At 66.7% G+C, this 14,111-nt stretch carries 11 protein-coding genes and 1 tRNA gene; 5 read left to right on the top strand and 7 right to left on the bottom strand.

The features are described from left to right. From F4036_12635 to F4036_12615, 5 genes are all read right to left on the bottom strand, one after another. Positions 1–3,358, bottom strand: a 3,358-nt coding sequence (locus F4036_12635; GenBank protein MYK38585.1) for a hypothetical protein, incomplete at its 3' end; no start/stop codon positions are given. Positions 3,359–3,475: 117 nt separating this feature from the next. Further along, a tRNA-Ser gene (locus F4036_12630) sits at positions 3,476–3,562 on the bottom strand. 12 nt (positions 3,563–3,574) lie between these two features. Then, on the bottom strand, positions 3,575–4,846 hold the full coding sequence (gene serS, locus F4036_12625) for a serine--tRNA ligase (GenBank protein ID MYK38584.1): 1,272 nt from the start codon (positions 4,844–4,846) through the stop codon (positions 3,575–3,577). Further along, the gene (locus F4036_12620; protein ID MYK38583.1) at positions 4,843–5,523 is read right to left on the bottom strand and encodes a hypothetical protein; all 681 of its coding nucleotides are present in this window, start codon (positions 5,521–5,523) and stop codon (positions 4,843–4,845) included. The genes serS and F4036_12620 overlap by 4 nt, the downstream gene beginning before the upstream one ends. Continuing rightward, positions 5,520–7,811 carry a cell division protein FtsK gene (locus F4036_12615; GenBank protein MYK38582.1) on the bottom strand — a complete coding sequence of 764 codons (2,292 nt, stop codon included), beginning with the start codon at positions 7,809–7,811 and terminating at the stop codon, positions 5,520–5,522. Before F4036_12615 ends, F4036_12620 begins: the two co-directional genes overlap by 4 nt. On the opposite strand from F4036_12615, the gene trxB reads away from it, so the two are divergent. Both trxB and F4036_12605 read left to right on the top strand, forming a co-directional pair. Continuing rightward, positions 7,783–8,742: a thioredoxin-disulfide reductase gene (gene trxB, locus F4036_12610; protein MYK38581.1), complete on the top strand. Its 960-nt coding sequence runs from the start codon at positions 7,783–7,785 to the stop codon at positions 8,740–8,742. The two genes, F4036_12615 and trxB, sit on opposite strands and share 29 nt — an antisense overlap. Positions 8,743–8,867: 125 nt before the next feature. Beyond that, positions 8,868–10,016: an N-acetyltransferase gene (locus F4036_12605; protein MYK38580.1), complete on the top strand. Its 1,149-nt coding sequence runs from the start codon at positions 8,868–8,870 to the stop codon at positions 10,014–10,016. 57 nt (positions 10,017–10,073) lie between these two features. Here the strand turns inward: F4036_12605 and F4036_12600 are convergent, their stop codons facing one another. Then, complete coding sequence (locus F4036_12600) at positions 10,074–10,841, bottom strand: cytochrome c (GenBank protein ID MYK38579.1); 768 nt, start codon at positions 10,839–10,841, stop codon at positions 10,074–10,076. A 118-nt stretch (positions 10,842–10,959) separates the two neighbouring features. On the opposite strand from F4036_12600, the gene F4036_12595 reads away from it, so the two are divergent. Further along, positions 10,960–11,367 (top strand): hypothetical protein, encoded by a 408-nt coding sequence (locus tag F4036_12595; GenBank protein ID MYK38578.1) that lies wholly within the window; start codon positions 10,960–10,962, stop codon positions 11,365–11,367. Then, the gene (locus F4036_12590) at positions 11,364–12,344 is read left to right on the top strand and encodes an ornithine cyclodeaminase family protein (protein MYK38577.1); all 981 of its coding nucleotides are present in this window, start codon (positions 11,364–11,366) and stop codon (positions 12,342–12,344) included. The genes F4036_12595 and F4036_12590 overlap by 4 nt, the downstream gene beginning before the upstream one ends. Positions 12,345–12,388: 44 nt before the next feature. On the opposite strand, the gene F4036_12585 is transcribed toward F4036_12590, so the two are convergent. Further along, positions 12,389–13,042 carry a cytochrome c gene (locus F4036_12585; protein ID MYK38576.1) on the bottom strand — a complete coding sequence of 218 codons (654 nt, stop codon included), beginning with the start codon at positions 13,040–13,042 and terminating at the stop codon, positions 12,389–12,391. A gap of 64 nt (positions 13,043–13,106) precedes the next feature. On the opposite strand from F4036_12585, the gene F4036_12580 reads away from it, so the two are divergent. After that, positions 13,107–14,108, top strand: a complete 1,002-nt coding sequence (locus F4036_12580; GenBank protein MYK38575.1) for a pyridoxal-phosphate dependent enzyme — start codon at positions 13,107–13,109, stop codon at positions 14,106–14,108. Positions 14,109–14,111: the final 3 nt, after the last annotated feature.

Below are 14,111 nucleotides of genomic sequence, written 5' to 3'. Positions count from 1 at the left end.
TCCAGTTGCCGCCCGTCTCGCGGTAATGGACGTCGTAGCCCGTGATCGCCGCGCCGTTGTCCGCCGGCGCTGTCCAGGTCGCCTCGAGCCACGTCTCTCCGGCCGTCAGCGTTGGAGCCGAAGGCGCGTCCGGCTTCTCGACTGAGGCGTCCGTGCGCGCGGATGCCGACGGCGACCAGTCACCCGTGCCCTCGGCGTTGGACGCCCGCACGCGCACTTCGTAGGCCGTGTCGGCGGTGAGCCCAGTGATGCGCTTCGTGGTACCAGTGCCGGTGTGGTTCGCGCTCGTCCAGTTGCCGCCCGTCTCGCGGTAATGGACGTCGTAGCCCGTGATCGCCGCGCCATTGTCCGCCGGCGCTGTCCACGATGCCTCGAGCCATGTCTCCCCGGCCGTCAGCGTCGGCGCCGCCGGCGCGTCGGGCGCTTCCGCCGCCGGACCCTCGATCGTCGCCGAAGCCGGGGCCGACAATGGACGGCCGTCCGGCGTGCAGATTGCCCCGGCGGCATTGCAACTTCCGGTGGTCGCCGGGAGACTCACCGTCACGTCGTCATCGCCGGAAGGCTCGATCCTCAGTATCCACCGGTCGTAAGAGCCCGGGACGGTTCGGCGTCTGCCCCGGAACGTGCCGCCGGTTAGCTGTACTGCGTCCTGGATCGCCTGGTTCTTGTCGAACGACTCGGTGCCGACGAACACCGCCTCGGAGAACGCGAGTTCGAGGTTGAACACGCTCGACCCGTCATGCTCGTCGGGCACGTTCTGGAACCAGGCCCCGAGCGCCGCCGCCGTGTCGTTGGTCACCGCCTGGTCCGTGAAGGACGCCACCTCGTTGCCGGCGGCATCCTGGAGCCTGTTCGCCGTGCCCGACGTCGGCGGGGTGTAGCTCACCGTCACCGCGTCGGTCGAGACCACCGCCGTCGCAAGCGTCAGCGTCACCGTCGCTCCGCTGATCGAGGGAAAGCCGGTGAGCGCCACGGTCGTCTCCGAGCCCCCCGACGGGGTCTTCTTCACGGCGAAGGCGCCGTTCGCGAGGTTCGCGGAGGCGGCCAGGGCCTCGTTAAAGGCGATCGCGAGAGTCGCGCCGTTCACCGTCGCGCCGTTTGGCGCCGGGGCGGTCACATCGCCGGCCGCCCGCGTTACCACCACCGTGTAGGTCTGCGTGGTCTCGCCGTCGCTGGCCGCCACCTTCGCCTTGATCGTGTTCGCGCCGGCTGCGAGGTCGACCTGAAAGCCGGCCGCGTTGCCGTCGGCGTCGGTCAGCGCCGAATCGGCGCCGTCGAAGTAGTCCACCCTGGCGCCGCTGTCGCCCTTGATTCCAGCGATCGTGATCTGATCCACCGCGTTGGCCACGGCCGCGGTGTAGGCGGTCTTCGACGCGTCGAATGTCGGGTCGAGCACGATGTCGGTAGCGGTGCCGCCATCGTCCCATGTCAGGCCGAGGTCGGTCAGCGTGGCGTCGCTGGAGGGAACTATGGCATGGCCGGCGACCTCAACGAACGGCACCTCGTCAGCCGTCGTCCAGACCCCTGAATCCCGGATCCCGGTATGCCGAAAGTTGTTCATGCTCCAGCCGTCCGCTACCTTGCTGATGTCGTCCGACTTCGTCCCCCAGACCTTGTAGTACCTATAGAGTTGCGAGAATTTTGAATCGAGCACCACGAAGTACCGGGTGTTCGGCTCGAGGGTGGCGTTCGCCGGCGCGTCAAACGTACTGATGCGGGCGGATTCCTCCGGCCCCTGGTCCGTGGTGGGGAGGACGATCGTGCCGCTCAGGGCGTACAGACTGCTGTCCGGATTTCCCTCCGCCGTGCTGCTGAAGATCCTCACCCGGACGCCGGCCCAACTCGAGAGTTCCCAGATGAGAATCTTGACCGAGGTGAGAACGTAGCCTGCATCGTTGCCGCCGGTTTCGAATCCCAGTGCCTGGACCCGCAGGATCTTGCCGGGCTCGAGATTGCCGACGAAGAGCCTCTTGCTGAAGTCCTCGTCCAGATTGCTGGCCAGCGCATCCGCCGACACCCTCGACGCCCTCCGCGTCACCACCATGGTGTAGGTCCGGGTGGTGCTGCCGTCCTCGGCGGTCACACGCACATTGATCGTGTTCGCGCCGGCTTCCAGATCAACCTGGAAGCCCTCCGTGTCGGGGTCGGCGTCGGTCAATAGCTGGTCGTCCTCGTCGAGGTAGTCCACCGTGGCGCCACCGTCATTGCTCGCGGTCCCCAGGACGGTGATCCGGTCCACCTTCGGGGACGCCTTTGTGGCGTAGGAGGTGATCGACGAATCGAAGAACGGGGAGTAGGTGACGAGCTTTCCGTTCCCGTCCCGCATCCGCAGGGCGTTCAGGTTCGCGTCCGTGGCTTGTACGACGGCATCGCCGTTGATCTCGATCAGCGGGACCGCGCTGTCGGTTGTCCAGGACGCCGAATCATTGTTTCTGGCGTGCCGGTCCTCACTCAGGGTCCAGCCGACCGCCTGGCTGTTGAGGAATTCCGACTCCGTCCCCCGGATCTCGTAGTCGTTGCCGGCGCCCGAGGCCGTCGAGTCGAACACCACGAAGTACCCCGCGTTCTTCCGCAGCGTGGCGCTCTCCGGCGCCGTGAAGGTCAGGGTCCCGTCGGAGATGACCGGGCTGTTGAGCGTGTAGAAGCTGATGTACGGCGTTCCGATGCTCCTTGCGCCGAAGATCCGGACCCGGACACCGTCCGAATCCGAGGCGTTGGCGAGTACGGCCTTAACCGACGTGAGGTTGTAGCCCCGCTCGTTGCTGCCCGTCTGGAATCGAATCGCCTGGGTGAAATCGACGTTCGGGGAATCGACCGGCGTTCCTACGTCGATGCCGGCGTCGTTGCTTTCGTCGAGATTACTGAGCAGGGCATCGGCCGACGCCATCGGCGGCGCCCGCGTCACCACGACCGTATAGGTCGTGGTATTGACGGTGTCCTCGGCCGTCACCTTCACCTTGATCGTGTTCGCGCCCGCTCCCAGGTCGACCTGGAAGTGGTCCGCCACCGTGTCCGCGTCGGTCAGCGCCGATTCGGCTCCGTCGAGGTAGTCCACCCTGGCGCCATCGTCGCCCTTGGTCGCCTCGATGGTGATCCGTGCCACCCGCGCGGGCACGCTCGCGGTGTATGAGGTCGTGGATGCGCTGAAGCCGGGTGAGAGCGCCACGGTGGCGCCGTCCCTGTCCTTGAGCGCCAACGCGCTCAGGGTCGCGTCGGTGGAGGCGGCGTTGGCAACGGTGGCGGCAAAGCAAAGGAAGGCTGCGAGCGACTGGGCCAGCACGGCCCGCGGAAAGGACGGCCATCCGGAAGATATCCAGCCGTCCGCCGCCGGCAATAACACGTCCCTGTTCGCGCACACGCCTGCATTTTAGGAAGGACTAGCTCGATCCGCGCCCCCAATATTGGGGATATTCCTTGTCACGCGGCCGGATCGTAGAGGGCGGCTCGCCGACGATTGAGATGCGCGTCAAAAAAACGGAGAGGGTGGGATTCGAACCCACGGACGGCGTAAACCGTCAGAGGTTTTCAAGACCTCCGCATTCGACCACTCTGCCACCTCTCCGATGATCGAGGATCAGGCTGAGATTCTATCCGCGCCGCCCATCCAGGGGCGCAGGGCATCGGGGATGACGATGCTGCCGTCGGGCTGCTGGTAGTTCTCGATCACGGCGATGAGGGCGCGGCCGGCGGCGACGCCGGAGCCGTTTAAGGTGTGGACGAAGCCGCGCGCATCCCTGCCCTTCCAGCGCGCGCCCATGCGCCGGGCCTGGAAGTCCCGGCAGTTGCTGCACGACGAGATTTCGCGATAGAGGTCCTGGCCGGGGAGCCAGACTTCGAGGTCGTAGGTGATGGCGGACGAAAAGCCGGTGTCGCCGGACGACAGGACCACCCTGCGGTACGGCAATTCCAGGCGCTCCAGCACGATTTCGGCGTGCCGGGTCAGCTCTTCCAGGGCGTCGTCGGAGTGATCGGGGTGCGTGATCTGCACCAGCTCGACCTTCTCGAACTGGTGCTGGCGGAGCATGCCGCGGGTGTCCTTGCCGTAGGCGCCGGCCTCGGACCGGAAACAGGGCGTGTGCGCGGTGAACTTGAGCGGCAGTTCGGCTTCGGCGACGGTCTGGCCGGCGACCAGGTTGGTGAGCGGGACTTCGCCGGTGGGGACCAGGTAGCCGGAGCGTTCGCTTTCGATGCCGAAGAGGTCCTGCTCGAACTTGGGTAGCTGGCCGGTGCCGATCAATGACTCGGGGTTGACGATGAAGGGGACGTAGGCTTCGGTGTAGCCGTGTTCGCGCACGTGCAGGTCCAGCATGAACTGGATCAGGGCGCGGTGCATGATCGCGAGTTCGCCGGTCAGGACGGTGTAGCGCGCGCCGGCCAGGCGCGCGGCGGCGCCGAAGTCCATCTGGCCCAGCGCTTCGCCGAGGGCCACGTGGTCTTGCACGCCGTCGCCGGCGGGACGGGGTTCGCCCCAGCGCTTGAGTTCGCGGTTGGCGCTTTCGTCTTTGCCGTCCGGAACGGCTTCGTCGAGCAGGTTGGGCAGGTCGAGCTCGATCTTGCGCAGACTGGACTGGACGGACTTGAGTTCGCCGCCGGCGTCGCTCAGGCCGTACGTGGCCTTCTCGACTTCACGCTTCAGCGCGTCCACGTCGCCGCCTTCGCGGGCGGCCACGCCGATCTGTTTCGAGAGTTTGTTGCGGTCCGCGCGCAGTTGCTCCACGCGCACCTGCCACTTCTTGCGGCGCGCTTCCAGTTCCGCGTAGGCGGCGGTGTCGAAGGTGGCGTCGCGCCGCGCCAGGTTGCGCGCCACGGCTTCGGGCTGCTCGCGCAGTAGTTTGGGATCGATCACGATTCGGCCGCCTCGAAAATGTCCACGCCGGGCGGAATTGTCGGGGCAAAAACGTCGTCGTCAAGTTCGCTGTCGAGGTCCAGGCTGAACAGCAGCATGCGCACGCGGCTGCCGAGGTCGTCGGCGAACTCGAGCACCGCGGGCACGCTGCCCCGCAGGGCAAGGCGCAGGTCGCCCTCCTCCGCGTCGGCTCCGGTCAGGTCGAACCATTGCAGGCCGTCGTCGAATTCGGCCTCTTTGACTTCGTAGTTTTCCAGGACCGATGCGTCGCCGGCCAGCAGCGCGGCGGCGGATTCGCGGAGCTGTTCGGTCTGCGTGTAGACGGTGACCTGCTCCAGTTCCTTGTCGAACATCGAGAGGTTCTCGCCGTCGGCCCAGATCATCAGTTCGTCGGGTTCCAGGTAGTCGAGGCGGAAGCGGCCCGGGCGGGAGAGATAGAGGCGGCCGGTGCTTTCCTTCTGGAAGACGCCGTCGCCGTCGTATTCGAGTTGGGTGAAGTCGGCCTGGAGGTGTTGGGTGGATTGGAAGAAACGGGTGAGGGGGGTGTCGGCTTCCTGGGAGAGGGTGGGGGGTGCCTGGAAGAAGAGCGCGAGGGCGATCAGCGTGGTGCGTACACCTGGATGCGAAGGCGTACTCGCCTTCGCGGAGGGCGGGACGCCCTCCCTCCCAGGCACTATTCAGTACCTCCGACTACGCGGCGTTCGCCGCGGCCGTCGGGGGCGGAGACTACGCCGGCGCGCTCCAACTCCTCAATGAGGCGGGCGGCGCGGTTGTAGCCTACGCGCAAGCGTCGCTGGACGTAGGAGATCGAGGCGCGGCCGGTCTCGGTGACGATTTCCTTTGCCTGTGGGTAGAGTTCGTCGACTTCGCCGCCGTCGGCGCCGGGCTCAGCCTCTTCCGCTTCCACCGGGCCCTGCGTGACCTGGTCGTCGTAGCTGGGGCCGCCGGTGCGCTTCAGTTCGGCGACCACTTTCAGCACTTCGGCGTCCTCGACGAACGCGCCGTGCACGCGCAGCAGGTCGCCGGAGCCGGGCGGGAGGTAGAGCATGTCGCCCTTGCCCAGCAGCGTCTCGGCGCCCACCTGGTCGAGGATGGTGCGCGAATCGACCTGGGAGGCCACGCGGAATCCGATCCGCGCCGGGATATTCGCCTTGATTAGCCCGGTAATCACGTCGACCGACGGGCGCTGCGTGGCCACGATCAGGTGCAGGCCGGCGGCGCGGGCCTTCTGCGTGAGGCGCGCGATCAGCGTCTCAAGTTTTTTGCCGACCACCATCATCAGGTCGGCCAGCTCGTCGATCACGACCACGATGCGGGGCAGCGGCTCCAGTTCGGGGCCGGGCCCGGGGTCTTCCTCGCCGCCCTCGGGCGGCCCGCGCAACGGCTCGCCCGACTCCCGGGCGACTTCCAGGCGGTTGTTGAAGCCCTCCACGCTGCGCGTCTTCACCCAGGACATCAGCCGGTAGCGGCGGTCCATCTCGGCCACGCACCAGCGCAGCGCATTGGCCGCCTCGCTGACATCGGTGACCACCGGGCACAGCAGGTGCGGGATACCCTCGTAAACCGAGAGCTCCAGCATCTTGGGGTCGATCATGATCATCCGCACTTCTTCGGGCGAGGACTTGTAGAGCAGGCTCAGGACCATGGCGTTTATCGCCACCGACTTGCCCGAGCCGGTGGCGCCGGCCACCAGCAGGTGCGGCATCTTCTGCAGGTCGTCCACGACCGGGTTGCCGGCGATGTCCTTGCCCAGCCCCAGCGTGAGGTTTGAATTCGCTCGGGCGTAGGTGCGCGAGCGGAGGATTTCGCCCAGCGTGACCAGCATCCGTTCGTTGTTGGCGATCTCCAGACCCACGGTGGACTTGCCCGGCATGGACTCGACCACGCGCACGCTGTGCGCCATCAGCGAGCGCGCCAGGTCGCTGGCGAGGCTGGTGATGCGGCTGGCGCGGATGCCCGCGGCCGGCTGCACTTCGAACAGCGTCACGACCGGGCCGGGCGAAACGGCTACCACGGTGGCGCCCACGCCGAATTCCTGCAGCTTCTCCTCCAGGCGCCGGGCCTGGTCGCGCAAGACGCTTTCGGACTGCAAGGAAGTTTCCGGCGGCGGATCGGACAGCAGGCTGAGCGACGGCAGGTCCCCGCCGGTTGCAGGCTTCACGGGCATGTCCGGCTCGATCTTTCGCGGCCGCTTGGGTTCGGTAGCGGCGCGCCGCCTGCGTGCCGGGCCGGCGATCTTCGTCCTGCGCGGTTTGCGGACCTTCGAGGGCTCGCGGCGGCCGACCAGCGAAAACAGCGCGACGAGGCCCGCGTACACGCCGTCCCACAGCCAAACGAGGCCGCGCAGCGTCAGGTGACCGGTGGCCTGCGTCAGGCCCACCCAGGAAAGGCCGGTCACCAGCGTGATGCCGGTCATCCACAGCGCCAGCAGGACCACCCAGGCGCCCATGTCGCCCAGCACCGGCGCCAGGATGTCGTCGAGCCAGATGCCAATGTCGCCTCCGCCGAGCCCTCCGCGCGCGGAGATTTCCAGCAGGCCGCATCCGCAAACCACCACCAGCACCAGCCCAGCGGCGCGCACGCCGGCGTCCGGCCAGGACCAGTCGTCGCGCGCCCTCGAAGGCGCGAGGTACCAGGCGCTGAAACCGATCACGGCGGCGGGAAACAGGTAGGAGGCGCTGCCGGCCAGGGCGAAGGCCAGGCCCGCGAAGGCCGCGCCGGCGATGCCGACCAGGTTGGAGCCCCCAAGGCCGGCTTCCGCGGCGTCCGGAACATGGCTGATCAGGGCCGCGAACATCAGCAGTCCCAAACCCAGGCAGAGCCACAATCCGCCTTCGCGCAACGCGCGCTCCAACCAGGTTCGTTCCTTAGCCTTCACTTGGCGGCTAATCTTATTCCGGTAGTGTCCCAATAGAAACCCGGATAAACTTGCCGCCGTGCCGAATTCCGTCGCCCGACTGATCATTCTGGGATCCGGTCCCGCCGGCTATTCCGCGGCCGTTTACGGAGCCCGCGCCAACATGTCGCCGGTGCTGATCACGGGCAGCGAGCCGGGCGGCCAGTTGATGACCACGACCGACGTCGACAACTGGCCCGGAGGCCGCGAAGGCCTGCTCGGGCCGCAGTTGATGGACGAGTTGCGCGAGCACGCCGAGCGGCTGGGCACCGAGGTGATCTACGACCATATCGAAGACGTGGATTTGTCGCAGCGGCCGTTCACTTTGAAGGGCGGCCTGGACGAATACCGTGCCGAGTCGCTGATCATCGCCACCGGCGCCACGGCGCGCTACCTGGGACTGGAGAGCGAGCAGAGCTACCTGGGCAAGGGCGTGTCGGCCTGCGCCACCTGTGACGGCTTCTTTTTCCGGGACCGGCCTGTGGTTGTGGTCGGCGGCGGAAATACTGCCGTTGAAGAGGCGCTTTATCTTTCGAACATCTGCTCGCGCGTGACGCTGATCCATCGCCGCGACGCGCTGCGGGCCGAGAAGATGATGCAGCAGCAGCTGTTCGAGCGCGCCGGGCCGGACGGTCCGATCGACATTCGCTGGGACCGGGTGCTGGAGGAAGTCCTCGGCGACGGCGACCAGGTGACCGGCGCGAGGATCAGGAGCACGAAGGAAGACGGCGTGACCGAGGAACTGGAGGTGAACGGCGTGTTCATCGCGATCGGTCACGATCCCGCCACGGGCTTGTTCGTGGACTCGCTCAAGCACAAGGACGGCTACCTGATCACGCGCGGCGGCATTTCGGGCGGCTTCACGGCCACGAGCGTGCCCGGCGTGTTCGCGGCCGGCGACGTGGCCGATTCGGTCTATCGCCAGGCGATCACTTCCGCGGGCACCGGGTGCATGGCCGCGCTCGACGCCGAGAAGTTCTGCGACGCGAATCCGCTTTAGGAGGGAGGGCGTCTCGCCCTCCCCGAGGCCGGGACGGCCTCGTCCCCAGGTTGAGGGCGGGACGCTGCGAGGGACATGCCCTCGCTCCCAGGGGGACGCCCTCTCTCGCAGGTAACCTATAGCGCATGCGGATACGGGTGCTCGACAACGTCAGCGAGGTCGCGGCGGGCGAATGGAATGCGCTGGCCGGGGGCTCGCATCCGTTTCTACGCCATGAGTTCCTGAACGCGCTGGAAGTGTCCGGGTGTGTTTCCGCGGAAACAGGCTGGCAGCCCTGTCATCTGTTGCTGCAGGACGACCAGGAAACGACGGTCGGCGCCATGCCGCTGTATCTGAAGAGCCACTCGCGGGGCGAGTTCGTGTTCGACTGGGCCTGGGCGTCCGCCTATCAGCGCGCCGGTCACGACTACTACCCCAAATTGCTCAACGCCATTCCGTTTACGCCGGTGGCCGGGCCGCGCTGGATCTGTGCGGGCGCGGAATCCGCCGCAGACGGCGCCGAGGCCCCTGCCCTGCTGCTGGCCGGCGCCGTGGAGCTGGCCCATCGCCTGGAGGCCAGTTCGCTGCACTGCCTGTTCCCCACTCCCGAGGACGCCGGGTGGATGAAGGAAAAGGGCATGATGCTGCGCACCGACTGCCAGTTCCATTGGCAGGACGACGGTTACGCCGATTTTTCGGACTATCTGAAGACCTTCAGCTCGGCCAAGCGCAAGAAGGTCAACCGCGAGCGGCGGCGCGTGAAGGAAGCCGGGATCCTCTTTGAGACGCTAAGCGGCGATGCGCTCACGCCGGAAGTCTGGGAGACGCTGTATCCGCTTTACGCCGCCAGCTACCTCAAGCGCGGCCAGTATCCGTACCTGAACCACCGGTTCTTCGAGCAAGTCACGCGCGAGATGCCCGAATCGCTGGTCGTGTTCCTGGCGCGGCTCGATGGCGAGGCCGTCGCGCTGGCGATCTGTTTCCGCAGCGACACGGCACTCTACGGGCGCTACTGGGGCAGCCGTGGCTACTACCACAGCCTGCACTTCGAGACCTGCTACTACCAGGGCATCGAATACTGCATCCGCGAAGGGCTGACGCTGTTCGATCCCGGAGTGCAGGGCGAGCACAAGCTGGCGCGCGGCTTCATGCCGGTCACGTCATATTCGACGCACTGGGTGCGCCATGAAGGTTTCGCCGACGCGCTGAGCGGCTACCTCGCCAGCGAGCGCGAACAGGTGGCGCGCTACGTCGAAATCGCCGGCGAACACACGCCGTTCAAAAAGGCCTCCTGAGCCTTACCCCAACCGACCGCCTGCCCGTAAAAGCAGGCCGGCTTAATCCCTACCGACTCAGGGCTTGGGGAAGGTGTTGATGTAGGCGGTTACGTTGCGGATCTGCTCCGGCGTGGGCAGCACCATCGCCATCGGACGCATCTGCGTATCGAAGATGTTGCGCGGGTCGCTGCCGCGAATGCCCGAGATGTAGTGCTCCATCTGCCGCACCGTGTACCAGTCGTGCTGCCATGCGACGGCGGGCGCGTTCAGCGCCTGGTTGCCCTCGCCGGCCGGACCGTGGCAGGCGATGCAGGTGGCGTAGCCCATCGTGCCCGCGGTGGCGTCACCCTGGATCGTGTCGGCCGGCTTCGGCGGCGCCAGCGTGGTGGCGTAGGCGGCCAGGTCCTCGACGGCCTGGTCGTCGGCCAGCGTCAGTGCGATGGCGCGCATCAGCGGACCGTAAACGTCGTTCGCCGCCTGGCTGCAGGCGCCGCCGGAGGGCAGTCCGCCCTCGAAATGGGTCGCCAGTTCGGCCTCGATCTCGGCGTAGTCGGGCGAAGAGGCCTTGGCCCGCTCCAGCGTGCCGGCCACGTCGGCCACGTCGCAGTTATCGACGGCGCGCAGGCCGGCGCGGAAGTTCTTCAGGCTGGTCACGATGTACCAGTCTTCCTGGCCGCCGATCCTCGGGGCGCCGTACTTCTCAAAGCCCTCGCCCTGCTCGCCGTGGCACACGGCGCAGACCTCGAATTCGGCCTCACCGCGGGCCGCGTCGCCGGCGGCGAAAGCGGTTCCCGCCGCGACCATGGCGGCGGCGCTGATCATCAAACAGGCAAAGCGCTTCATACTGTTCCTCTGCTTCTCTGGCAAACCGGCGCGAAAGGTATCCGATTCCACGAATTGATACAAGATACGCGCGTCTCAACCCGCGTATTTTACGCCGAATGGTAGGTACACTGCACACATGGAGTGCGCACTTTTCTTCTGCCACCGGGCCGGTTCGGACGACTCCGGGCAACTCGAGATCCGGGGCATCTTCGACGAGCTTCGCGCGCCGTCGTTTCCCGCGCGCCAGCCGCGCATGCGTCTTGCCGGGCTGGTGAGCTGGAACGACGGCGAACGGGGGAGGGTTCCGTTCCTGATCGAGTTGCTGGATCCCGGCGACAAGGTCGTGTTCACGATCCAGGGCTTCAGCGAGGTCGCCGAGTCGCCCGGATCCGCGGCTCCGCCGCGCACGCAACTCAACCTGCCGCTGGAAGACGTGACGTTCCCGGAACCGGGACGCTACCGGGTCCGGATCGACGTTGACGGCACGCAGGTGTACGGGCCGTCGCTGTACCTCGGCAAGGCGCCCGACGCCGAAGCGGAATGACGGACGTTCCCTGGTTCGATGCCGACACCGTGCGGCGCGTCCTGCGGATGGACGCGTGCATCGACCTGATGGCGGACACGCAGGCGGCAATCAGCCGGGGCGAAATCACGCCGCCGCTGCGCTCGTTCGTCCCGGTCGCGGGCGGCAAGGCCGGCATGGGGATCATGCCGGGCGACACACCTTCCGCGTTCGGCGCCAAGCTCATAAGCCTCTACGCGGACAATCCCGCCCGTGGATTGCCCATGATCCAGGGCTGCATCGTGGTGTTCGACCGCGAAACCGGCACCCCGGCAGCGCTCGTTGAAGGCGCCTCGGTGACCGCGATTCGAACGGCCGCGGCCAGCGGGGCCGCCACCCGCGCGCTGGCCCGCGAAGACGCTTCTGTGCTGGCGCTTCTTGGTTACGGCGTGCAGGCGGAAACGCATCTGGAAGCGATGCGCTGCGTGCGCCCGGTGCGCGAAGTTCGCGTGTGGGGGCCGAGCGTTGAGAAGGCCGGGCGCTTCGCCGACGCGCATGGGGACGGCGACGTGGCGGTGAGCGCCGTCGAAACGACGCGCGAGGCTATAGACGGCGCGGACCTCGTCTGCGCCGTGAGCGCCGCGAGCGAACCGATCATCGAAGGCCGCCGGCTGGCGGCAGGCTGTCACGTCAACCTGGTGGGATCGCACTCGCCCTCAACCCGCGAGGCCGATGGCGAGTCCATGGGCCTCGCGCGCGTATTCACGGAAATCACGGACTTCGCGATGAAGGAAGCCGGCGACATCCTGCTGGCGATCGAGGAAGGATTTCTGAGCGAAGGCAACCTGGCCGGCGAAATCGGCGCGGTGATCGACGGCGCGATCGAGGGACGCCGCAGCGAAGACGAGATTACGCTCTACACAAGCCTCGGCAACGTGGCCCAGGACCTGGCCGCCGCCCACTTCATCGCCGAAAGCCTTGGGAGTGAGGACGTCTCGTCCTCACCACGCGAAGCGTGAAAACGGCGTAAGCGTTTGTGGGAGGGCGGGACGCCCTCCCTCCTCTAGTCGAGCTGGTCCGTGAACTGGAAGGTGGCGATGTAGGAGATCACGTCCTTGCGCTTCTGCTCGGTATCAAGCACCTGCGCCATGTAGCGCATCTGCGTCCCGTAGATGTCATCACGCTGCTGACCGCGCGCGCCGCTCAGGAAGTCGTCGAGCTGCCGCAGCAGATACCAGTCGAACTGGTTGGAAATCCGCGGCGAGCCCAGCAGCGTCGAGCCTTCGCCGTTCGGTCCGTGACAGGCGATGCAGGTTTCCTCGTAGATCTTGCGGCCTTCCTCCGGGTCGCCGTCCACGGTTACGGGCAGCGTCGGCGGCTCCAGCGAATGCATGAAGGCCGCCATGTCGATGATTGCCTGCTCGTCCGGCACCTGCGCGATGGCCATGTTCTTCATCTGGTTGCCGTAGATGTCTTCCAGCGGACCCCAGTAGCCGCGCAAATTGGCGCGGTAATTGACCATTTGCCGCTCGATGTACCAGGTGTCCTGCTTGCCGGCCGCCGGCGTGTTGAGCAGCGCGTTGCCCTCGCCCGCCTGGCCGTGGCAGGTGCCGCAGAAGAAATACAACTGCGCGCCGCGCTCAAGGTCCGGCTCGTCGGCGGACGAAGCAAGCGGGGCGACGCAGGTCAGCAGGCAGATCAGCAGGATTCTTTTCATCGTCGGACAGCAGTTGTCGGGCACTTCGGGCAACAGGCGCGAACTGTACCAAATGCCGCGCCCAATGCAAAGCGTGTGGGCCGGCGAAACATACAATTTTCAGGAAGTGCGTCCCCGCAATGACATTCCTTCCATAGAGCAAATTCGGCGCGCCGCCGAGCGCATCGGGCCGTATGTTCGTCGAACGCCCGTGTTGACCAGCAACGCGGTCAACGAAGCCTCGGGCGCCGAAGTCTTCTTCAAGTGCGAGAACCTGCAGAAAGCCGGCGCGTTCAAGGCGCGCGGCACCACCAACGCGGTCTTTTCCCTGTCCGACGAAGAGGCCCTGCGCGGTGTGGCAACGCAGTCGTCGGGCAACCACGGGGCCGCGCTGGCCAGGGCCGCCCGCTTGCGGGGCATCCCCGTCACGGTCGTCATGCCCAGGAATGCGCTGGAGACCAAGAAGCGGGCCGTGGCTGGCCATGGCGCCAGGATCGTCTATTGCGAGCCGACGCCGCAGGCGCGCGACGAAGCGCTGGCGAGGGTCGCCGCGACGACGAAGGCCGTGATCATTCACCCGTTCGACGATCCCCGGGTCATCGCCGGTCAGGGAACCGCCACCCTGGAGCTCTTCGAGGAGGTTCGCGATATCGACGCGGTGATCGCACCGGTGGGCGGCGGCGGACTGCTGAGCGGCACGGCTCTGGCGGTCAGGAGCCTGCGCCCGGCTGCGCGGGTGTTCGGGGCGGAGCCGCGCAACGTAAACGATGCCTGGCAGTCGCTGCAATCCGGCCGAATCATGCCTTCCACCGGTAAAAGGTCGATTGCGGACGGACTTCTGACCACGCTGGGGAAACTCACGTTTCCGATCATCCGGGAACACGCGACCGGAATCGTCACGGTCGGCGAAGAATCGATCGTGGACGCGATGCGGTTGGTATGGAAGCGCCTGAAGCTGGTTATCGAGCCGTCGGCCGCCGTCGCGGTGGCCGCGCTGCTGGCGCAGCCCGACGAATTTCAGGGCCGGCGCGTCGGGATCATCCTGTCCGGCGGCAATGTCGATCCCGACAAGCTGCCCTGGGAGTGAGGG

It is taken from the genome of Gammaproteobacteria bacterium (genome assembly GCA_009845905.1).
Classification (GTDB): Bacteria; Pseudomonadota; Gammaproteobacteria; order Steroidobacterales; family Foliamicaceae; genus Foliamicus.
This window is presented reverse-complemented; position numbering and strand designations above follow the sequence as displayed.